The sequence below is a fragment of the Planococcus versutus genome (assembly GCF_001186155.3).
Lineage (GTDB): Bacteria > Bacillota > Bacilli > Bacillales_A > Planococcaceae > Planococcus > Planococcus versutus.
Map to the genome: position 1 here is coordinate 847,365 of NZ_CP016540.2, position 22,633 is coordinate 869,997.

The following is a 22,633-nucleotide window of genomic DNA, read 5'->3' on the forward strand; positions in this document are numbered from 1 at the left end:
GCAGGATTTCTGAAGTGAATCTTGAATAAATTAAGTTAAGAAATGATTCCGCTATTTTGGGCTAAAGTTAATTCCAGTACAAGGAAGAAGGCGAGGGCTTTGAAAGAAACTTGGTGGAAAGAAGCAGTAGTTTACCAAATTTACCCTAGAAGTTTTAACGATTCAAATGGTGATGGAATTGGTGATTTAGCAGGAATAACAGAAAAACTAGATTATTTAGATGAACTAGGCGTAAACATAATTTGGATTTGTCCAGTTTACAAATCGCCCAATATAGACAATGGCTATGACGTAAGTGATTATCAAGCAATTATGGAAGAAATGGGAACTATGGATGATTTCAATGGTTTGCTTGAAGAAATTCATAAACGTGGAATGAGGTTGATTCTCGATTTGGTGCTCAATCACACTAGTGATCAGCATCCTTGGTTTTTAGAATCCAAAGCTTCGCGACACAACGCAAAACGAAACTGGTATGTATGGCGTGATCAACCAACCAATTGGGAAAGTATTTTTGGAGGTCCAGCTTGGACATTTGATCCGAAAACTGGGCAATATTATTTACACATTTACTCGAAAAACCAAGTTGATTTGAATTGGGAAAACCAAGACATGCGTGAAGCTATTTATGACATGATTCATTGGTGGTTAGCTAAAGGCGTGGATGGATTTCGTGTAGATGCCATTAATCATTTAAAAAAGGATTATCGTAATATGCCGAATCCACAAAACTTGCCCTATATTCCGGCTTGGGAAAAGTTCACGGAAGTAGAAGGGCTGCAAACGATATTGGCGGAGCTTCGCGATCGGGCGTTTGCTAAGCATGACATTGTGACCATAGGTGAAGCGAATAGCGTTAAATCACAAGGATTGAAAAAATGGATTGGAGAAAAATACGGAAAGTTTAATATGATTTTTCAATTGGAAGCCATTGAAGCAGCAAGTAGCAATTTGAAGAGTGGCTTAGACGTGATTGATTTAAAAGAAGTATTAAACCGGTGGCAAAAAGCTGCATATGGCATTGCGTGGAATACGCTTTATATTGAAAATCACGATCGTCCACGAACCGTTTCCATTTGGGGCAATGACCAAAATTATTGGTTTGAAAGCGCCACAGCGTTAGGGTGTATGTACTTTTTCATGCAAGGCACTCCGTTCATATACCAAGGCCAAGAAATTGGCATGACTAACGCGCCGTTTGACGACATCGACATGTACCGAGATATTGAAACAAAAAACATTTACCGGTATAAGCGAAAAGAAGGAGCATCTCATCAAGAAATTATGAAGATGATTAAAAAAATTAGTCGAGACCATGCGCGTACGCCTATGCAATGGAATGATCAGGATTTCGCGGGGTTTTCAACGGTCAAGCCATGGCTAGCTGTAAATCCAAACTACAAGTGGCTAAATGTCGAGGCTCAAAAAGACAATCCAAAATCCATTTGGTCATTCTACAAAAAAATGATTCATTTGAGACAAAACTGGAAAGTGCTCATTTATGGAACGACTGACTTAGCTGATTCAGGATGTTCGGATGTGTATGCGTATGTTCGAGAAGACCATTACACCAAAATGCTGATTGCATCAAATTTAAGTGAAAGAACCTGTACATGGAACAGTCCGTACGATGCTGAACTTTTGCTAAGCAATTACAGCAAACGTGAAAAAGGTGTATTGCAGCCTTACGAAGCGTGTGTTTACTTTTTGAAAAAACCAATTTACTAAGTTGAAAAGCTACTGCCTACTCTTAAGAAGAGGCAGTAGCTTTTCTTTTTTTAAAAATAGGTAAATAAGACCGAGTTTATAGACCTATAAAGACTTTAACGCCTCTTTTTGTGAATAAATTTCCCAATTACAAAAAACTGATACTTCTGCTAACTTTAGATGTGTGGCACAGCGATTTACCAAACAATGCAACAGTACGGGACGCCGTGGCTGGAGTTAGCTTGCCATAAACCATATTGGAAAAGGGGATTGAACGATGAAAAAATCGGCAAAATTCATTACGACGGCAATGTTAACGGCTACTTTGCTTATACCAGCAATGGGCGTTAGCGCAAACGGAAACGCTGTTGAAAAAGAAAACGGCAATGAGAAGTTCCGTGTATTGATCGACTCGGCAAATGGCAAAGAAATGAAAAACGCAAAGAGTCAATACGGGGTACAATGGGATTTTGAAAATGAAGGATTCACAACCAATATGAACGAAAAGCAGTTTAACGCATTACAGAAAAACAAAAACCTTTCTATCGAAAAAGTTCCTGAATACAGCATAGAAGAAACATCGTCAGAGCCGTTAGCAACTTACTCTACAATGGCCGCTTCTCAGTCAACTCCGTGGGGAATTAAAGCCATTTACAATAATAATTACTTAACACAATCTTCAGGAGGCACAGGAATTAATATCGCTGTACTTGATACAGGTGTGAATGTAAATCATGCAGATTTAGCAACTAATGTGGAACAATGCAAGGATTTTACGTTAAATTCTAGTATCACCAATGGAACATGTACAGATCGTCAAGGACATGGCACGCACGTAGCAGGGTCAGCGCTTGCTAATGGAAATGGCGGTTTATATGGTGTAGCTCCACAAGCTGACCTTTGGGCGTATAAAGTATTAGGAGATGACGGCACAGGGTCATCGGATGACATTGCAGCAGCCATTCGTCACGTAGCTGACCAAGCCACGGCATTAAAAACAAAAGTTGTCATTAACATGTCATTAGGATCTTCTGCTGAAAGCAGCTTGATTACAAATGCTGTGAACTATGCTTACAACAAAGGCGTGTTGGTAATTGCAGCAGCAGGAAACTCGGGTCCTTCCCAAGGATCTATCGGTTTCCCAGGAGCTTTACCTAATGCGGTTGCTGTTGCAGCACTTGAAAATGTGATTCAAAATGGTACGCACCGTGTAGCAGACTTTTCTTCACGTGGTTACAGTTATTATGATGGTGATTACTCAATCGGTAAATACGATGTAGAAATTTCAGCTCCAGGTGCAGCAATTTATTCAGCGTGGCACACAGGTGGCTATGCTACGATTAGTGGGACTTCTATGGCTTCTCCACACGCTGCCGGATTGGCGGCGAAAGTTTGGGCCACAAATCCAAGCGCAAGCAATGTCCAAGTTCGCGCGAATTTACAAAGTCGAGCGAAAGCGTATGACATTCTATCAGGATCGGGAGCAGGGTATGGGGATGACTATGCATCCGGCTTTGGATTTGCCCGTGTTCAATAACTAAACGTGCAATTTCAAAAACAACCTTGACAGGTAGGTCAAGGTTGTTTTTTGTGTTATATTTTAATTATTCTGTTAAAAAGGGTGAAACTATGAACGTTGGGTCTATTATTAAATACTACCGAACTAAAAACAACATGACGCAATCGCAATTAGCAGATGGCATTTGTTCGATTTCCCATTTGAGCAAAACGGAATCGAATACCTACAGTCCTCACCCATCTACAATCGAGGCATTGTTATTAAAAATGGGGGTTCAGCTCAACAAAGAAGTAGAAAAGCATAAGCAATTAACTCGTCTAATTGAGAAGTTTATTGATTGTTCATTGTACTATGATCTCGATACGATGCGCCAAGTGTACAAGCAATTAGAAGGACAAAACGAATACATTCAGTCGACAGACTTGGTCAATCAATACGAACTATATAAATTCCGCTTTTATATTTATGACAACAATTTAAGCAAAGCCGAGCAACAAAAAAAGTTATTAGAGCGAATGAAAGCTTCCTTTTTATCACCTGAATATTGGATTTATCAATTTTTTCAATCCCTTTATTTTACCATGACTGGGGAAAAGACAAAGTCATTTGAACTTCTTGATACACTCGATAGTGGCATTCAAAGCATTCCGCAAAAATTCGAAGGTGAATTCTATTATCAAAAAGCACGCATGCTGGTTCTAGCCGATCGCTATGAACTGTCTGCACATTTTGCCGAATTGGCCGTTCGCTCGTTCCAACTTCATCATAATTACATACGGCTTCTTCACGCTCAAATGCTGTTGGCTATAAACTACACTCGTAGAAACTTAATAGTGCAAGCAGAAAGTTTATATGAAATCTTAATCCGAAACACACACTTAACAAATCAAACCGACTTACACAATCAAACGCTTTATAATTACACAGAGCTATTACGAATGAAACACGCCCATTATGAATCGTTGGAAATTCTGCAATCTTTAAAAGAGAAAGTCGAACCGTCAACGTATTTTCATAAAGCTGTTTTAACGAGTTTGGTTGAATCGATGCTTGAAACAGAACAAGATGCAACAACACAAATTCAAGAATTAAAAGCACTCAGTACAAAAAGTGAAGACAAATTTTTTCGTATCTATGTCACGTATTTCGAGAAACGGAATTTTTCCCAACCAGACCTTAAGACCTATTGTGAAGATATAATGTTCCAATTCTTCAGAAAAAATGGTTATATTAAAGAAACAAAAAATGTTGCTGCAGAACTTGCCACGCATTATAGCGCACAGCAACAATGGGAAAAAGCGTATTACTATCAATCCTTTTGGGATGAGAATGGTGGTGAATGGAATTGATGAAGAAAAAGTTGTTGATTTTATCGGTTACGTATATGGGATTATTGTCGATGGTGATACTAAATGGTCCAAATGTATTACCGCCGTTATAAGAAATTACGAATTTCGGAGACAAGGTTCAACTAAAAAGACCAGGGAATCGGTTGATTCTCTGGCTTTTTTGTGTTTATAAATCAAAACGAAAAGCTTCAATTGCAACGCTGCTCGTAATGGGAGGCAAGTCGAGTGAATGGCCACGTTCAAAGCCCATTTTTTCATAAAGAGCAATGGCATGCTTCATAAAACTACCTGTATATAATCCAACATACTGTTGTTTGGAGATTTAGAAATATCTAAGCAATGTTCAACGAGTGCAGTGCCTACTCCGCGTGATTGAAGCTCGGGAATAACTGCTAATAAACGAATTTCTGGATAAGGGGTGGCCACACCATTCCAGACGTAAGATTTTGTCTTGGCCGGAAACAACCCAACACTGCCGACAATTTCCAATCCAACTTCGCCACAAATACTTTGACCCGGGTTGTTGATCAGTATGACATACTAGATTTGATTTGAGCAAATGCCATTGTTTGTGTGAAAGCTTATCTTTATAAGATTCATAGGATGACAAACGCTGCTGTTTTACCAAATGACATTCATCTTTTTTAGCCTCACGGATCAGCAAATCCCCATCTCCTCCATATCTAAATGATAGCTATCAATTGTGATAAAAGTTCAATACAACTCAATGGGGCATTTCAAGATCTCCACTAAAATTTTCATTCCAATAGATAAAGTTATTCTGAAAAAGGTAATTATATAGGAATATATTGTATATATCAAGAAGAATATTAATTAATAACTATTGTAAGCGTATACAAACACAAGTGATATACCAATTAAAAAAATAAAAAACTATTATTCATTTATTCATTGAATTCTGACAAATCTGCTCTATAATGAATAGAAAAGAAAGGGTAGGATAATGATGAAAAAAGATTTGCGTATCAATAGTAAAGTTTTTGAAGGTGCCATGAAAGCACCGAATCGAGCGATGCTTCGCTCAGTTGGTGTAACCGATGAAGATTTTAAAAAACCAATGATTGGTGTTGCTAGCACATGGAGTGAGGTAACTCCATGTAATATACATATTGGCGACTTAGCGATCAGTGCCAAAAAAGGCGCACGAGAAGCTGGAGGCGTCCCGTTTATATTTAATACCATTACTGTATCTGACGGCATTTCAATGGGAACAGAAGGAATGAAATATTCTCTTTCTAGTCGAGATGTAATTGCAGATTCGATTGAAACAGTAGTAGGTGCAGAAAGTTTAGATGGTCTAGTGGCGATTGGTGGTTGCGATAAAAATATTCCAGGTTGTTTGATCGCAATTGCAAACTCTGAAGTACCTGCTGTGTTTGTTTACGGGGGAACAATCGCTCCAGGACGCCATAACGGTCAAGATATTGACATTGTCTCGGTATTTGAAGGTGTTGGCCAACACAATAATGGAGACATTAGCGATGATACACTCCGCAGTATCGAATGTAGTGCCTGTCCAGGAGCGGGGTCATGCGGTGGGATGTATACTGCTAACACAATGGCATCTGCAGCTGAAGCAATGGGCATGAGTTTGCCTGGAAGTTCTTCAAATCCTGCGGTATCAGCAGAAAAACGAGCAGATTGTGAAAAAGCAGGAGCCGCTGTGCATAATTTACTGGAACTTGGTATTTATCCAAAAAACATTATGACAAAAGAAGCGTTTGAAAATGCCATTACAGTTGTGATGGTTCTTGGCGGGTCAACAAATGCTATTCTTCATTTATTAGCAATTGCTCATGCAGCAGAAGTTGATTTAACAATTGATGACTTTAATATTATGCAAAAAAAGGTGCCGCATTTGGCAGATTTAAAACCGAGTGGCCAATACGTCATGCAAGATTTACATGAAGTGGGTGGCGTTCAAGCCGTGATGAAAATGTTACTAGAAGCAGGCTTTTTACACGGAGATTGTATGACGGTCACCGGTAAAACAGTAGCAGAAAATCTACGAGAAGTTCCTGGACTGTCAGAAGGTCAAAAAGTCATCATGCCATTCGATAATCCAAAACGACAAGATGGGCCATTAATTGTATTAAAAGGAAACCTATCACCAAGTGGTGCGGTAGCAAAAGTTTCTGGCGTGAAAGTAAAACGCCACACTGGACCAGCTCGCGTTTTCAATAATGAAAAAGATGCAACAGCAGCTGTCATGGCAAATGAAATTAACAAAGGCGACGTCTTGGTTATTCGTTATGTTGGACCAAAAGGAGGGCCGGGTATGCCAGAAATGTTGTCGGTATCTGCAATTCTTGTTGGTAAAGGAATGGATGCCTCTGTTGCGTTGTTAACAGACGGTCGTTTTTCAGGTGGAACCCATGGCTTAGTAGTTGGTCATCTCGCACCAGAAGCTCAAGTTGGTGGGCCCATTGCTTTGCTTGAAGAAGGAGATATCGTAACCATTGATTCTGAACTACAAGAAATTTCAATGGACGTCTCAGAAGTGGAAATAGAAGAACGGCGCAAGCACTGGGTCGCGCCACCACTTCATAGAAAAGGTGTTCTTGGAAAGTATGCACATAACGTTTCTTGTTCTTCTAAAGGAGCAGTCACCGACTACTTGAATCGTTAATGAGACATGGTTTGCTAAGGAATCTTCTATAGATGCAAAATGTTTAAGACAACATTCGTTATGCAAGATGAACTTCTAGTTAAGACATCTTGCCTGTTGAATAAGAAAAAGGGGGAAATACAATGACGAAAAAGAAGGTTGGATTTGTTTCACTTATGTTGGCGAGTGTCTTGGCTTTAACAGCGTGTGGAGATTCGGATAATGATTCATCATCAGGAGGCGAAGGATCAGACGAGAAATTTGTTTTACAGGCAGGGCATTCTTTGCCTGATGATCATCCCTATCACCTAGGTCTAATAGAAATGGCAGATGCGGTTGAAGAACGAACAGATGGACAAGTAACAATCGAAGTTTTTGCGAATAGTGAAATTGGTGCAGAACGTGAACTAACAGAAGGTATGGGGCTGGGAACAGTAGATTTAGTTGTTTCTTCAACAGCACCTGTTACTAACTTTGTACCAGAACTAGGTGTTCTGGATGTCCCGTTCTTATTTAAAGATCGAGATTCAGCAGTAGAAGTACTCGAAGGAGATATTGGAGATGAGTTGTTTGCAAAAATGAAAGACAATGGCATCATCGGCCTATCGTGGGGAGAAAATGGCTATCGTCACATTACCAATGCTGTTCGCCCAATCGAAACACCTAAAGACTTGGAGGGCTTAAAAATCAGAACGCAAGAAAATGAAATTCATTTAGCTGCATTTGAAGCACTTGGTGCACAGCCAACTCCGATGGCTTGGACTGAAGCGATTACAGCATTGCAACAAGGAGTAGTAGATGCACAAGAAAATCCTGCGATTGTTGCAGATCAATTTAGTTTATATGATGCCAACCAAAAGTATATGAGTTTAACTGGTCACGTTTATTCGGTTGCAATTTATATGATGAGTCAAAAAACATATGACAAATTACCAGAAGAACTACGTGACATTGTTGTCGAAGAAGGACAAAAAGCAGGAGCAAGAGAGCGTGATCTGATTGTAGAAATGGAAAAAGAATCAATTCAAACGTTAAAAGATCAAGGAATGGAAATTATTGAGGATATCGATGTAGCTCCTTTCCAAAAAGCAGTCCAACCTGTATATGAAACAATTGAATATCAAGATCTATTAAATGAAATTCTAGATGCTCAGTAACAGGATAATAAGTGGACTCAAAAAAGAGAGAAACCTTTCTCTCTTTTTTATATCGGAGGCAAGAAAATGAGTAAATGGATCAATTATATGAACTTTGGTATTAAGCATGTATTAAATCTTATTATGGCTTTACTTGTTACAGTCGTTTTTCTACAAGTCATTTTTCGATTTATTTTGAACTCACCTTTAGCTTGGACCGAAGAGTTAGCTCGATATAGCTTGATTTGGCTAACATTTTTAGGCGCGTCGTATGCCATGTCTTCAAAAGCACATATCGGAATGGAGTTTTTCGTCAAATTATTTGCGGTTCCAGTTCGCAAGATTCTCTACAGTGTCGCCACATGTGCAAGTCTTCTTTTTTTCCTGCTTATGGTGATTGAAGGTTATGATCTCGCAATGCAAGGCATGGCTCAAACATCACCCGTTCTAAGGATTCCAATGGGACTCATTTATATGGTGATCCCATTGAGCGGAATTGTTTTGATTATTAATATGACCTCGCAGTTTTCTAAAGACTTTAAAAGCGGGGGTGTCTAAAAATGGCGTTAGTCTTATTTCTTTTGTTAATGGCTTTGTTTTTAATTAATGTTCCAATTGCAGTTGCACTTGGACTAGCTTCAACGTTCGTTTTCTTTATTGATGGTGATGTTTCATTAATCGTCATTATTCAGCGAATGTTCAACTCGGTTGACTCATTTCCTCTTATGGCAATTCCATTTTTTATTCTTGCGGGTAAACTGATGGAAAGTGGTGGGATTTCTCGGAGGCTCATTCATCTAGCGAATGTTATTTTTGGTCGCGTAAAAGGCGGACTTGGAATTGTGTCGATCGTTGCATGTGCTTTTTTTGCAGCTATTTCAGGGTCTGCAGCTGCAACAACAGCAGCAGTCGGGGCATTGATGATTCCAGCGATGGTTAATAAAGGGTATGATAAAAGTTTTGCAACAGCGATTCAAGCAGCGGGCGGCACTATCGGAATTATGATTCCGCCAAGTGTTCCGTTAGTCCTATATGGAGTAGCTGCCGGAGTTTCGGTCAGTGAGTTATTTATCGCAGGAATTGTTCCTGGATTGTTTGTGATGGTTTCACTGATTTTGCTGGTTTATTTAATTTCGTTAAAAGAAGGATATGGCGGGGGAGAGAAATTTGGTTTCAAGGATTTTTTCAAAGCATTTTTCGATGCATTCCTTGCTTTAATGATGCCAGTAATTATACTTGGCGGAATTTACGGTGGAATTTTCACGCCAACAGAAGCGGCTGTTGTCGCAGTAGTTTACGGCTTGTTTGTTGGGATTTTTGTTTATCGTGAAATTAAACTAACGGATTTAACAAGAATTTTTGCATCTTCCGTTACGGTAACCGCGGTCATCATGTTTATTATTGCAGGAGCTTCTGTATTTGGTTATTATTTGACACGTCAGCGAATCCCAGCAGAATTAACAGAATTAATGCTCAGCGTAACAGATAATTGGATCATTGCTTTATTGATTATCAACTTATTATTGTTGGTCTGTGGAGTTTTCTTAGAAACGTCAGCAGCTATTATCATTTTAACGCCAATTCTTGTGCCGATCGCGAACGCGCTTGGAATTGATTTGGTGCATTTCGGAATTATTATGATTGTCAACTTGGGTATCGGCTTTATCACGCCACCAGTAGGCATCAATTTATTTGTTGCCGCGAATATCGCTGGTACGAAATTTGAAAGCTTATTAAAGGCAATTGTTCCATTTATTTTGGTGATGATTGTTGATGTTTTGATTATTTCATTTATTCCTGGAATTACGTTATTCCTTATTGGAGATTAAAGATTTGGAGGAAAACTATGAAAGCATTTAAAATAGCGGTCTTACCAGGAGATGGCATTGGTCCAGAGGTTACAAAAGAAGCCGTAAAAGTATTAGAAGCGATCAATCAACAAAATTCTACATTCGCGATTGAATTTAAAGAATTTGAATGGGGTAGCGAATATTATTTGGCTAACGGTCAAATGATGCCTGATGATGGACTCGATCAACTAAAGAATTTTGATGCTATTTTGTTTGGTGCAGTTGGAGACAAGCGCGTACCAGATAGAGTGACCATATGGGAATTGATTATGCCGATTCGCAAAAACTTTCAGCAGTATGTTAATATGCGACCAATAAAACGACTAGCCGGCATTGAGTCTTTATTGAAAAACGAACAAGCGATTGATTTTATGGTGTTTCGCGAAAATGCGGAAGGCGAATATTCGAATATCGGAGGTCGTTTATACGAACAACAATCGCAAGAAATGGCCATTCAAAATACGGTTATTACAAAACAAGGTGTCGAACGTATCGCAAAATATGCATTTGAATATGCCGAAAAACATAACAAATCTAAAGTGACAAGTGCAACAAAATCCAACGCGATTATTCATTCAATGAAACTCTGGGATGAAGTTGTGGAAAGTGTCGCCAAAGATTATGGAAACATTGAACTTGAAAGCAATTTTATTGATGCGTTGGCAGCTTATTTTGTCATGCGACCCGAATCGTTTGAAGTAGTAGTTGCATCAAATTTGTTTGGTGATATTTTAACAGACCTTGGTGCTGCTTTAGTAGGAGGAATGGGGATGTCACCATCTGGAAATATCAATCCCGAAAAGGAATTCCCTTCTATGTTTGAAGCGATTCATGGCTCAGCACCTGATATTGCAGGTAAAGGAATTGCCAACCCAATCGCACAAATATGGTCAGCTGCCTTGATGCTTGAACATTTAGGGCGACCTGATCTGTCAGTAGCGATTGTTAAAGCGATTGAACAAGTTATTCAAGAAAGAAACGTACTAACACCCGACTTAGGAGGCACTTCAACAACTCAAGAAGTTGGCTCGGCAATTGCAGAAAAAGTGAAGCACTTAGTATAAAACTAGGAGGAATGAAGAATGGAACTAGCAAAAAAAGTAGCAATTGTTACCGGTGCCGGTGGAGGTATGGGCAAAGTAGTGGTTGAACAATTTCTTGAGCGAGGTGCAAGTGTAGGTGCGATTGATTTACATATTGATGGACTCGAGGACTTAGCAGGGAAATATCCACAGCAGTTAGTCGTTATTCAATGCAATTTGACTGACGAGAAAAGTGTAGAACATGCCATTAAAAAAACTGCTGAGAATTTGGGACGAATTGATATTTTAGCGAATGTTGCAGGAATAGCGCAAGCTGCTACGGATATTGAACATGTTTCGTTAGCCGATTGGGAGCGCATCATGGCGATTAATTCCACGGCAGTATTTTTAACTTCTCGAGCGGTCGTTCCGTATATGAAACAACAAAAGAGCGGCTCTATTATTAATATTGCTTCAGTTTCTGTAGACCGACCACGCCCAGGTCTGAATGCTTATGTAGCTTCTAAAGGTGCAACGATTTCTTTGACAAAAGCGTTAGCAATCGAACTAGCTCCCTATAACATAAGAGTAAATGCCATCAACCCAGGTCCAGCTGATACGAAAATGCTTGGTGAATTTACAGCATCTGGCAGCGATGAAGGAGATACAAAAGAAAATATATTCCGTAAGTCTGTACCATTAGGGGAATTGATTACACCTGAAGCAATTGCGAACTGTGTGTTATACCTCAGTTCTGATTTAGCGAAAATGATGACGGGCAGCGTAGTAAATGTTGACGGAGGCCGCGGAATCTGACAAAGGGGAGAACGCAAAAGTGGAAAAACAGCAAATGTATGTGAATGGAAAATGGATAGGTAGTGTAGGGAAACAATGGATCAAAACAAAAAACCCTGCGACAGGCGAAGTTTTGGCAGAAGTACCAAGAGGGACAAAAGAAGATGTGGATGCTGCTGTAAAAGTAGCTCGCGAAACCTTTGAGTCTGAAGAATGGCAATCCTTTTTGCCAATTGAAAGAGGACGGATTCTACACAAAGTAGCGGATGCCTTGCGAGCAGATGCAGAAAAAATTGCATTGCTTGAAACATTAGATACAGGTAAGCCATTAACACAGGCGCGAAAAGATGTTGAAGCGGCTGCTTTGTATTTTGAATACTATGCTGGAATGGCGGATAAAATCTTCGGAGAAACGATTCCAGTTCAACCTGGCATTCTTGACTACACATTGCGTGAACCGATTGGTGTCACTGCTCACATTGTGCCATGGAATTACCCATTGCAAATTCTTTCTCGTTCAACAGCAGCAGCAATTGCAACAGGCAATACAATTGTAGCAAAACCAGCAGAAGACACACCACTAACCGCAATTAAATTAGCAGAAATTTTAGATGGAACGCATTTACCAAAAGGTGTCTTCAATTTAGTGACAGGTTATGGCGCTGAAGCAGGAGCCGCAATTTCTGAACATCCGGGTGTTGACCACATTACATTTACAGGCTCTGTACAAACAGGTTCAGCCGTCATGATGGGAGCAGCAAAAAACGTTAAACCTGTAACCTTAGAACTTGGCGGAAAATCACCAAACATTATTTTTGAAGATTGTGACCAAGAAGAAGCGGCAGATTGGGCAGTTCGTTCAATTATTCAAAATGCTGGGCAAACCTGTTCGGCAGGCTCTCGTCTTTTGGTGCAACAATCAATTAAAGACGAGTTTTTAAAAAAAGTTACAGTCAAAATGGCCGCAATCCAAATTGGTAAAGGGATAGATGATTTAGATTTAGGTCCGATATTAAATGAAAAACAATTTGAACGCATTCTTGAATTTATGACCGTTGCACGTGAAGAAGGAGCTACATTTTTAACCGGTGGCGAGCGTGAAAAAAAAGCTGGGCTTGAACACGGCTACTTTTTCCAACCAACAGTAATCGATGGATTAGCACCCGGAAGTTATGTAGCGCAAGAAGAAATTTTTGCACCAGTTGTAGTAGCGTTTTCATTTGAAACTGAGCAGCAAGCAGTTGAGTTAGCCAATGGAACAGATTACGGATTAGTAGCAGGCATTTGGACGAAAGACGGAGCACGAGCACATCGAGTCGCAAGTAAAATTCGTGCAGGTCAAATTTTTATTAATAACTACGGTGCGGGTGGTGGTGTGCAAATGCCATTCGGAGGATACAAAAAAAGTGGATTTGGACGTGAAAAAGGTCTCGAAGCTTTACGCAACTATACAATTTTGAAAAATGTTGCGTTGAAATACTAAGCGTAAAAGAATTGGAAAAGGGATGCCCTCAAGTAGAGGACATCCCTTCGTTTGTTTAAGGTAACTATAATTTGTTTTGACTCAATTTTTCAACCCATTTAACTGGGGAATCATTTCCATTGAAAGTGTTACTTTCAGTACCGCGGTCATTGTTCCACTGGTGCCTTCTAACTTAAGCAACGTAAACCCTACCTTCTTTTACGTCCTTGCGATCCTCAAATCGCGCCAGTGTGAATAAGTATTCTCAAAAACATTATCGTAGAATGCCAGATTATCAAAATTTACCAGTTACCTTTATGTTAACCAATAAATTATCTCATGTTTTAAAAAGAAAGTCAATAGCTAAGATTGTTATATTAAGACTTGTAAAAAATTTTTCTTATAGAAGGATAACTGTGGTTCTTTACGATAAAAGAGACTTTTATTTTTGTCTTTTCCATATTGGTGTATAATTGGACCTATTACGGATAGTGGAAGAAGGAGATTTTTTTATGAATAAGCATTATGCAGATGATAGTTTAGCGCTACATACAGATTTATATCAAATCAACATGTCGGAGTCTTATTGGGCAGATGGAATGCATGAGCGGAAAGCTGTCTTTGAACTATTTTTCCGGAAACTGCCTTTTGGTAATGGCTACGCAATATTTGCTGGATTAGAACGCGTATTAGACTACTTAAAAAATTTTAAATTTACAGATAGTGACTTGGCCTATCTTCAAGAAGAACTTGAGTATAAGGAAGATTTCATCGATTATTTGCGAACTGTCCGATTTACAGGAGATGTCTATTCGGTGGCAGAAGGGGAACTTGTTTTTCAAAATGAAGCATTGATTCGTGTTGAAGCTCCTCTAGTAGAAGCGCAATTGATTGAAACGGCACTTTTGAACATTGTTAATTACCAAACGTTAATTGCGACAAAAGCAAGTCGGATTAAACAAATTGTAAAAAATGAACGCGTAATGGAATTTGGAACACGACGTGCACAAGAAATGGATGCTGCTATTTGGGGATCGCGTGCTGCTTTTATTGGCGGACTTGAAGCGACCAGCAATGCACGTGCTGGGAAAAAATTTGGTATTCCAGTAGCCGGTACGCATGCACATTCATTAGTTCAAGCTTATAAAGACGAGTATGAGGCATTCCATTCCTATGCGAAACGGCATAAAAACTGTGTCTTTTTAGTAGACACATACGATACTTTAAAATCAGGATTGCCAATTGCGATTAAAGTGGCAAAAGAATTAGGTGACAAAATTAATTTCCAAGGAATTCGATTAGATAGTGGTGATATTGCGTTTTTATCAAAAGAAGCACGCAAAATGCTTGATGCCGCTGGTTTTCCAGATACAGAAATCGTTGTCTCGAACGATTTGGATGAATACACAATTTTAAACTTAAAAGCCCAAGGTGCCCGTGTCGACGCATGGGGAATTGGTACGAAATTAATAACGGCTTATGATCAACCTGCATTAGGAGCGGTTTATAAATTGGTAGCTATAGAAAATGACAATGGCGAACTAGAAGACACAATTAAAATTTCTGGAAATGCTGAAAAAGTTACGACGCCAGGACTGAAAAACGTTTACCGGATTATCGACAAAGAAAATGGCAAATCAGAGGGTGATTATATTGCGATGCATGATGAAAACCCAGCTTCACAAGAGCGACTGAAAATGTTCCATCCGGTTCATACATTTGTTTCGAAGTTTGTGACGAATTTTGAAGCGATTAATATTCATCACCAAGTTATTGAAAAAGGTCAAGTTATTTATAAAAATCCAAGTATTCAAGAAATGCAAAACTATGCAGTTCAAAATATGGATTTGCTATGGGACGAATACAAACGGTCATTAAATCCTGAAGAATACCCAGTTGATCTGAGTCAGAAATGTTGGGACAATAAAATGAAAAATATTCAGGAAGTAAGAGATGCCGTGCACGATTTTACTGGAGAATAGGAGGATACCAATGTCTACTCTGCAACAACGAATTATTGAAGAATTAAAAGTTCAAGCTTCTATTCAGCCAAAAGAGGAAATTGAACGCACAATCCAATTTTTAAAAGAATACGTAACACGCCACTCATTTTTAAAAGGCTATGTACTTGGAATTTCAGGTGGTCAAGATTCGACATTACTTGGTAAATTAGCACAAATCGCAATTGATCAGCTAAACGAAGAAGCTGGCGAAAGCAACTATGGGTTTTATGCTTTGCGGTTACCTTATGGAGAACAGTTTGATGAACCAGATGCAAAAGATGCATTGGAATTTATTCAGCCAACTAAACTGTATACGATCAATATAAAAGAAGCGGTGGATGCTAGTAATCGCGCGTTAAAAGAAGTGGGAATACACTTAACTGATTTTGCAAAAGGCAATGAAAAAGCACGTGAACGAATGAAAGCGCAATATTCGATTGCGGCGATGCATAACGCGGCTGTACTCGGAACTGATCATGCAGCAGAAGCCATCACTGGATTTTATACAAAATTTGGTGACGGAGCAGCTGACTTGATGCCCTTGTACCGGTTAAATAAACGTCAAGGTCAGGCTATGTTAAAAGAACTTGATTGCCCTGAGCATCTTTATTTAAAAATTCCTACTGCGGATTTAGAAGAAGACAAACCAGCATTGCCAGATGAAGTTGCTTTAGGTGTGACTTACGAAACAATCGACGATTATTTAGAAGGTAAGAAAATTCCAGCAGATGCACAAGAAATAATTGAAGGCCATTATTTAAGAACACAGCACAAGCGTCATTTGCCTATAACCGTTTTTGATGATTTTTGGAAATAACGTATGACAAAACAGGAAGCCTTTGGGATTCCTGTTTTTTGATATGAAAGAAAATGTATTGTTGAGTTATTAGTTGAATTTCGTTATGATTACGATAAGATTGCGATAATTCAAAACATTGTCTGATTTATATTGGAGGAGCTCATAGATGAATGCAAAAGAGCGGTTGGAAAAAGTGATTGAAAATATTGAAAAGGTCATTATCGGCAAACGTGATGTTGCGGAGTTGAGTATTGTTGCGATGCTTTCTCATGGTCATGTCTTATTAGAAGATGTACCAGGTGTCGGCAAGACTATGCTAGTCCGTGCTTTAGCGAAATCAGTGGGAGCCGATTTTAAGCGCATTCAATTTACACCTGACTTGCTACCGTCAGATGTTATTGGTGTATCGATTTATAACCCAAAAGACATGGAATTTCATTTTCGACCGGGTCCTATTATGGGGAATATCATTTTGGCGGATGAAATTAACCGTACTTCTCCGAAAACACAATCTTCATTGCTAGAGGCAATGGAAGAAGCATCTGTCACGATAGATGGAGTGACAATGCAAATCTCAAAACCGTTTTTTGTTATGGCGACTCAAAATCCGATTGAATACGAAGGAACCTACCCATTGCCTGAAGCGCAACTTGACCGTTTCTTATTAAAAGTGAAAATGGGGTATCCTACACCGAAAGAAGAAATGGAAGTCTTAAATCGCGCGCGTGTGGCTGCACCCATCGAGGAATTGACGGCTGTTATTTCTTTAGAAGAATTGTTAGCGCTTCAAGACCAAGTAAAAACCATTAAAGTAGATGAAACCATTCAGAGTTACATCGTTGATTTATCTAGACAAACTCGTCAAGATGCGTATGTATATCTGGGCGTAAGTCCGCGTGGTTCCATTGCGCTGATGAAAGCGTCACAGGCCTATGCTTTGTTGAAAGGACGCGATTTTGTAACGCCTGATGATGTGCAGTATTTAGCGAAGTTTGTTTTTGGTCACCGTATTATGTTACGTTCAGAAGCTCGTTACGATGGAATTACACCAGAAGAAATAACAGAACGTATAATCGCAAAAACACATGTCCCAGTTAAAAGGCTTGTTGGTAAATGAGCGAGTCGAAAAAAAGTATAGCTTCATGGGGACGCTTGATTTTAGTCTTGTTTATTCTTTTTTTGACATTTTCTTTTGCAATGTTCCAAGGCGGATTTGTTAGTTGGTTTATTTTTTACATGTCTTTGCCATTTATTGTCTATTCGATCTTGCTGTCGTTTTATCCAATGCAAGATATCAGAGCCCACAGGGAAATCCATACAACTCAAATCCGAAAAGGTGGGAGCTTTTCTGCAACTGCCATCATCCACAGAAAAATTCCGTTTCCATTGCTTTATACTGTATTAAGTGAACAAACCCATTCCTCATCTTTGAATAAAAAAATAGAAAGTCAAGGCTCTAAAATGATCGTGCCAGGATTTCGTAAAAGCTATTCGTGGACTTATGTGATAGATGAAATGCCAAGAGGAGAGCATGTGTTAGAAGGAATACATTTAGAAACTGCAGATTTTTTCGGTTGGGTAAAGAAAATTCAATTATTACCTGTTCAACAAACCGTTTTAGTTTATCCCAATACAGTAGAAATTACTTACCGTCCAATGGAATCACGTTATGACCATGGATCAATGGCTGCTCCTTTTACGTTAGTAAAAGACACAACGATGACAAGTGGTCTTCGCGATTATCAACCAGGTGATCGTGTATCATGGATTCACTGGAAATCCTATGCACGTACGCAAACATTGCGAACAAAAGAGTTTGAAGACCGTCAGTCGCAAGATCTTTTTTTGCTAGATGACCGAAATGATACTGAGAAATTTGAATTGCAAGTAGAGTTAGTAGCTTCTATATTAAAAGCGGTTGTACAGGCTAATTCAAGTTTGGCTTATTTGTCTGTTGGTCGAAATCGTAATTATTTTCCATTAGTTCAAACAGAAGCGCATTTACAACGAGTAATGTATCATTTGGCAAAAGTACAAAGTGACTTAGATAAACCAGTTGTCCAAGCAATTGGACGAGAGCTTCAACAAATGAACACATCGAGTTTGTTATATGTGACAAGTCAACTTTCGATGGAAATGATCGAATCGATTCGAAAAAATGCTAAAAACTTAAGCAATTGCATGTGCTTAGTTGTAGCGAATAAAGGCGAAATCATACTGGAAAAAGATGAAAATGTACATCAATATGCCCGGTCTAAAGGTTTTGTTGTCAAGCGTGTTAGCCCTGAGAATTTTGCGACAGTGTTTACGGAGGTGAGCCGCTAATGACTTCCATTCGAAAAAATAAGTTTTTCATGGCGATTTTATATATTTTGGTATTTTTTATGTTAGTGGAGTGGTTGACACCAGTCATTGTCTTAACTGAAACAGGGCATCAATCGTTGTTTTTGACTTTTATAGCGGTAGGGTTACTTATGGCGTTTTTAAGAGTTCCTTGGTGGATATCAGGACCTTTAAAAATTATTTACATAGTGTGGTTTGTTGTTTTTGTTTATACAGGTAATTTATTGTTTACAGGAGAAGCAATCGCTTTCCTTAGTGCCGATTTCGGTATTAATTTTTCAGCATTAGCTACACAAAGTTGGGAACAAACAACAGATGTGTTCCGAACCGTTTTGTTCTTTGTTTTGCTGTGGATGGCTATCTATTTGATTCATTACTGGGTTAGCTATCGATTGAGCATTTTTTTGTTTTATTTATTAACGGTAATATTTATCGCCGTACTGGATACATTCAGTCCGTATTCTGGCGATTCTGCCATTATTCGAATTATGGTTATTGGTCTTCTTCTTGCAGGGTTGTTGTATTTGGTGCGTTGGATGGAGAAACACCGAATTTCAGAGCAAGAAAATAAAATCGCATTTTTTGCAATTCCACTCGTGATTCTTGTGGCAACTTCGACGGCACTGGCTTTGTATTTACCAAAAGCTGCACCTATTTGGCCAGATCCTGTACCGTTCATCACTTCTTTTTCTGGACAAGGTGGAGTTGGGAGCGGAGGGAATATTGGTCGAATCGGATACGGAGTAGACGATTCTCGTTTAGGTGGCTCGTTTATTGGTGACGATACACCCGTTTTAAATGCAGAAGTATCAGAAGGACAATATTGGAAAGTCGAATCAAAAGATATTTACACAACAAAAGGTTGGGAACTGACAGAAAATGTCGGGCAAACTATTGTTTATGGCAATAACGAAACAGTAGATACCGAATTTGTTTCAAACGGGGAAGATTTTGAATTAGCAAATGTATCAATGGAACAAAACTTCCCGTTTGTGTTATACCCATATGGCACTGATTCTTTTTCGATGGAAGATTCACCAGACTTTCAATATAGTTCAGCAGACCAACGTTTTGAAACCTATCAAAATGGTGAAGCATTTGAACCTAAAACGTACGATGTCTCATTTAATGAGCCGATCTACAGTTTAAAAGCTTTACGGGAAACAAATAGAGAAGATTTAGCAGAGTTGCCTGCAGAATTTGACCGCTATCTACAATTACCTGACGAACTTCCTCAGCGTGTGAGGGATTTGGCTGTTGAAATTACTGGCAGTACTGAAACGGTCTATGAGAAGGCCTTGGCAATCGAAAATTATTTTAATACGTCTGGATTTACATACAGTCAGACAGATATTCCCGTGCCACAAGGTGATGAAGACTACGTAGATCAATTTTTATTTGATACTAAAAGAGGCTACTGCGATAACTTCTCAACTTCCATGGTCGTTTTACTGCGATCCATTGATATTCCTGCTCGTTGGGTCAAGGGGTTTACTGAAGGAGAATTAATCACTTCGCAAGAAGATACAGACTTGTACCAAGTGACAAATAACAATGCCCATTCGTGGGTAGAGGCATACATGCCAGGAATCGGTTGGATGTTATTCGAACCAACGATTGGGTTTAATGGTTCCGCGTCTATTGATTTCGATTTAGATATAGATGCAACAAATCCTGAACTGCCAAAACCTGAAGCGACTCCAGTAGAACAAGAATCCAAAACGATAGATGAAGAAGAAGCTACTACTTCTTCAACAGCAAGTGTTTTTAAGCGATTTACTAATTTCGTTTCCGAGAATCGCGGGAAACTTATTTGGTTTGTTGTTGGATTTACGTTCATTGCGCTCATTCTTTTCAAATCTCGTTTCAAGTGGATGCCAAAATGGCTCACAGTTTATTACCGAATGAGTAAAGTTCGTTCAAATCGTTTTGAAAAAGCATATCTTCATTTATTGAAACAATTGGAACTATACGGTATCACTAGAAAGCCAGGTCAAACATTAAAATCATACGCCGCGTACATCGATTCGTTTTTTGGAACACATGAAATGTCGGAGTTAACCCAGGCTTATGAACGTATGATTTATGGTGATGATGCTGAATCCATTGACTGGCAAGAGTTAAAGGAAAGTTGGGAAAACTTAATCAATAGGACAAGCGGTTGATTTTACGGCTTGTAAAATGTACAATTGATTAAATTATAAATTACAGTTGCCCTCATATATGTCCGGTAATATGGATCGGATGTCTCTACCAAGTCCCCGGAAATGACTTGACTATGAAGGTGGATGAGGCATGTCTTTTTTGATGTGTGTATTCGCCTTTTGATGTAGAGCAGAAGAACGCGAGGTCTAGTTTTCGCGTTCTTTTATTATTTGTGGCCTGAATCGAATAGAAGAGGTGAAGGTTTTGCCAGTTAGTCCAATGTTAAAAGAACAGAAAAAAATCGTCGTTTTGGATTTTGGAAGTCAATACAATCAGTTGATCACGCGCCGCATTCGTGAAATTGGTGTCTACAGTGAGCTTCATCCGCACACGATTACTGCTGAAGAAATCAAAGAAATGAACGCGACAGGGATTATTTTCTCGGGCGGTCCAAACTCTGTTTACGATGAAAACGCATTTTCAATCGATGATGCTATTTTTGAAATGGGCTTACCGATTTTAGGAATTTGCTATGGCATGCAATTAATGGCATTGCATTTAAAAGGAAAAGTAGAAAAAGCTCAAAATCGTGAGTATGGCAAAGCGGAATTAAAGCTAACAAAAGACAGCAAAATCTTTAAAGATCTTCCGGAAGAACAAATTGTTTGGATGAGCCATGGTGACTTAGTAACAGCTGCACCTCCAGGATTTGATGTAATCGGAACAAGCGCAAGCTGTCCGATTGCTTCAATGGCAGATGAAAGTCGAGGATTTTACGGCGTTCAATTCCATCCGGAAGTACGTCACTCAATTTATGGCAATGATGTATTGCGCAAATTTGTTTACGATGTTTGCGGAATGGAAGATGATTGGTCAATGGAAAACTACATTGAATTGGAAATCGAAAAAATCCGTGAAGAAGTTGGCGACAAAAAAGTACTTTGCGCACTTAGTGGCGGAGTAGATTCTTCAGTTGTTGCGGTATTGATTCATAAAGCGATTGGCGATCAATTAACGTGTATGTTTGTGGATCACGGCCTTCTTCGTAAAGGAGAAGCAGAAAGTGTAATGAAAACTTTTGCTGATGAATTCAACATGAATGTTATTAAAATTGATGCACGTGACCGTTTCATGAAGAAACTTGAAGGTGTCACAGATCCTGAGAAAAAACGCAAAATTATCGGCAACGAATTTATTTACGTATTCGATGATGAAGCTTCGAAATTAGAAGGTATGGACTTTCTTGCACAAGGAACGCTTTACACAGACATTATCGAAAGCGGCACAACAACTGCACAAACGATTAAATCTCACCATAACGTAGGTGGATTACCCGATGACATGCAGTTTAAACTGATCGAACCGTTAAATACATTATTCAAAGACGAAGTACGCGTTCTTGGAACTGAACTTGGCATGCCTGAAGAAATTGTATGGCGTCAGCCGTTCCCAGGTCCGGGTCTTGGTATCCGCATTATGGGAGCCGTAACAGAAGAAAAATTAGAAATTGTCCGTGAATCTGATTGGATTTTACGTGATGAAATCAAAAAAGCAGGCCTTGATCGTGATATTTGGCAATACTTTACGGTACTGCCGGATCTTCGCAGCGTAGGAGTTATGGGCGATGCTCGTACTTACGATTACGCGATTGGGATTCGTGCTGTAACGTCGATTGACGGTATGACCTCTGACTGGGCTCGTATTCCGTGGGACGTCCTGGAAAAGATAAGCGTTCGCCTAGTCAACGAAGTCGATCATATTAACCGAGTGTTGTATGACATTACGAGCAAGCCACCAGCAACGATTGAGTGGGAATAATTGTGAAGTGCCGACTAATTTAGTTGGCACTTTCCTTTTTTACGAACTTTTTTTAG

At 39.2% G+C, this 22,633-nt stretch carries 17 protein-coding genes and 1 riboswitch; of the genes, 16 read left to right on the forward strand and 1 reads right to left on the reverse strand.

Features of this window, described 5'->3' with window-relative positions; genetic code table 11:
- Positions 1-99: 99 nt before the first annotated feature.
- From I858_RS04255 to I858_RS04265, 3 genes are all read left to right on the forward strand, one after another.
- A complete protein-coding gene (locus I858_RS04255; RefSeq protein WP_049694194.1) occupies positions 100-1,728 on the forward strand; it encodes an alpha-glucosidase in 1,629 nt (542 codons plus the stop codon).
- Between the two features lie 256 nt (positions 1,729-1,984).
- On the forward strand, positions 1,985-3,244 hold the full coding sequence (locus tag I858_RS04260; RefSeq protein WP_049694193.1) for a S8 family peptidase: 1,260 nt from the start codon (positions 1,985-1,987) through the stop codon (positions 3,242-3,244).
- A 92-nt stretch (positions 3,245-3,336) separates the two neighbouring features.
- Positions 3,337-4,575, forward strand: a complete 1,239-nt coding sequence (locus I858_RS04265) for a helix-turn-helix domain-containing protein (protein ID WP_083553657.1) — start codon at positions 3,337-3,339, stop codon at positions 4,573-4,575.
- 276 nt (positions 4,576-4,851) lie between these two features.
- On the opposite strand, the gene I858_RS16915 is transcribed toward I858_RS04265, so the two are convergent.
- The gene (locus I858_RS16915) at positions 4,852-5,064 is read right to left on the reverse strand and encodes a GNAT family N-acetyltransferase (RefSeq protein WP_157886477.1); all 213 of its coding nucleotides are present in this window, start codon (positions 5,062-5,064) and stop codon (positions 4,852-4,854) included.
- A gap of 478 nt (positions 5,065-5,542) precedes the next feature.
- Between I858_RS16915 and ilvD the strand changes: the two genes are divergently transcribed.
- The 13 genes from ilvD to guaA all read left to right on the forward strand — a co-directional run bounded on the left by ilvD (position 5,543) and on the right by guaA (position 22,577).
- Entirely contained in the window at positions 5,543-7,225 is a 1,683-nt protein-coding gene (gene ilvD, locus I858_RS04280) for a dihydroxy-acid dehydratase (protein WP_049694218.1), read from the forward strand.
- A gap of 122 nt (positions 7,226-7,347) precedes the next feature.
- Positions 7,348-8,361 carry a TRAP transporter substrate-binding protein gene (locus I858_RS04285; RefSeq protein WP_049694191.1) on the forward strand — a complete coding sequence of 338 codons (1,014 nt, stop codon included), beginning with the start codon at positions 7,348-7,350 and terminating at the stop codon, positions 8,359-8,361.
- Positions 8,362-8,427: 66 nt separating this feature from the next.
- Positions 8,428-8,898 carry a TRAP transporter small permease gene (locus I858_RS04290; RefSeq protein WP_049694190.1) on the forward strand — a complete coding sequence of 157 codons (471 nt, stop codon included), beginning with the start codon at positions 8,428-8,430 and terminating at the stop codon, positions 8,896-8,898.
- A 2-nt stretch (positions 8,899-8,900) separates the two neighbouring features.
- Positions 8,901-10,169: a TRAP transporter large permease gene (locus I858_RS04295; protein ID WP_049694189.1), complete on the forward strand. Its 1,269-nt coding sequence runs from the start codon at positions 8,901-8,903 to the stop codon at positions 10,167-10,169.
- A 17-nt stretch (positions 10,170-10,186) separates the two neighbouring features.
- A complete protein-coding gene (locus I858_RS04300) occupies positions 10,187-11,254 on the forward strand; it encodes a tartrate dehydrogenase (protein WP_049694188.1) in 1,068 nt (355 codons plus the stop codon).
- Between the two features lie 18 nt (positions 11,255-11,272).
- The gene (locus I858_RS04305) at positions 11,273-12,028 is read left to right on the forward strand and encodes an SDR family NAD(P)-dependent oxidoreductase (protein ID WP_049694187.1); all 756 of its coding nucleotides are present in this window, start codon (positions 11,273-11,275) and stop codon (positions 12,026-12,028) included.
- A gap of 19 nt (positions 12,029-12,047) precedes the next feature.
- Positions 12,048-13,490: an aldehyde dehydrogenase family protein gene (locus I858_RS04310; RefSeq protein ID WP_049694186.1), complete on the forward strand. Its 1,443-nt coding sequence runs from the start codon at positions 12,048-12,050 to the stop codon at positions 13,488-13,490.
- A gap of 491 nt (positions 13,491-13,981) precedes the next feature.
- A complete protein-coding gene (locus I858_RS04315; protein WP_049694185.1) occupies positions 13,982-15,451 on the forward strand; it encodes a nicotinate phosphoribosyltransferase in 1,470 nt (489 codons plus the stop codon).
- Positions 15,452-15,461: 10 nt separating this feature from the next.
- A complete protein-coding gene (gene nadE / locus I858_RS04320) occupies positions 15,462-16,289 on the forward strand; it encodes an ammonia-dependent NAD(+) synthetase (RefSeq protein ID WP_049694184.1) in 828 nt (275 codons plus the stop codon).
- Positions 16,290-16,437: 148 nt separating this feature from the next.
- Complete coding sequence (locus I858_RS04325) at positions 16,438-17,388, forward strand: AAA family ATPase (protein ID WP_049694183.1); 951 nt, start codon at positions 16,438-16,440, stop codon at positions 17,386-17,388.
- Positions 17,385-18,596, forward strand: coding sequence for a DUF58 domain-containing protein (locus tag I858_RS04330; protein WP_049694182.1), 1,212 nt, complete (start codon positions 17,385-17,387; stop codon positions 18,594-18,596). Before I858_RS04325 ends, I858_RS04330 begins: the two co-directional genes overlap by 4 nt.
- On the forward strand, positions 18,596-20,779 hold the full coding sequence (locus I858_RS04335; protein ID WP_049694181.1) for a DUF4129 domain-containing transglutaminase family protein: 2,184 nt from the start codon (positions 18,596-18,598) through the stop codon (positions 20,777-20,779). The genes I858_RS04330 and I858_RS04335 overlap by 1 nt, the downstream gene beginning before the upstream one ends.
- A gap of 32 nt (positions 20,780-20,811) precedes the next feature.
- A riboswitch (purine riboswitch) is annotated at positions 20,812-20,913 on the forward strand.
- A 125-nt stretch (positions 20,914-21,038) separates the two neighbouring features.
- Complete coding sequence (gene guaA / locus I858_RS04340; RefSeq protein WP_049694217.1) at positions 21,039-22,577, forward strand: glutamine-hydrolyzing GMP synthase; 1,539 nt, start codon at positions 21,039-21,041, stop codon at positions 22,575-22,577.
- Positions 22,578-22,633 lie beyond the last annotated feature (56 nt).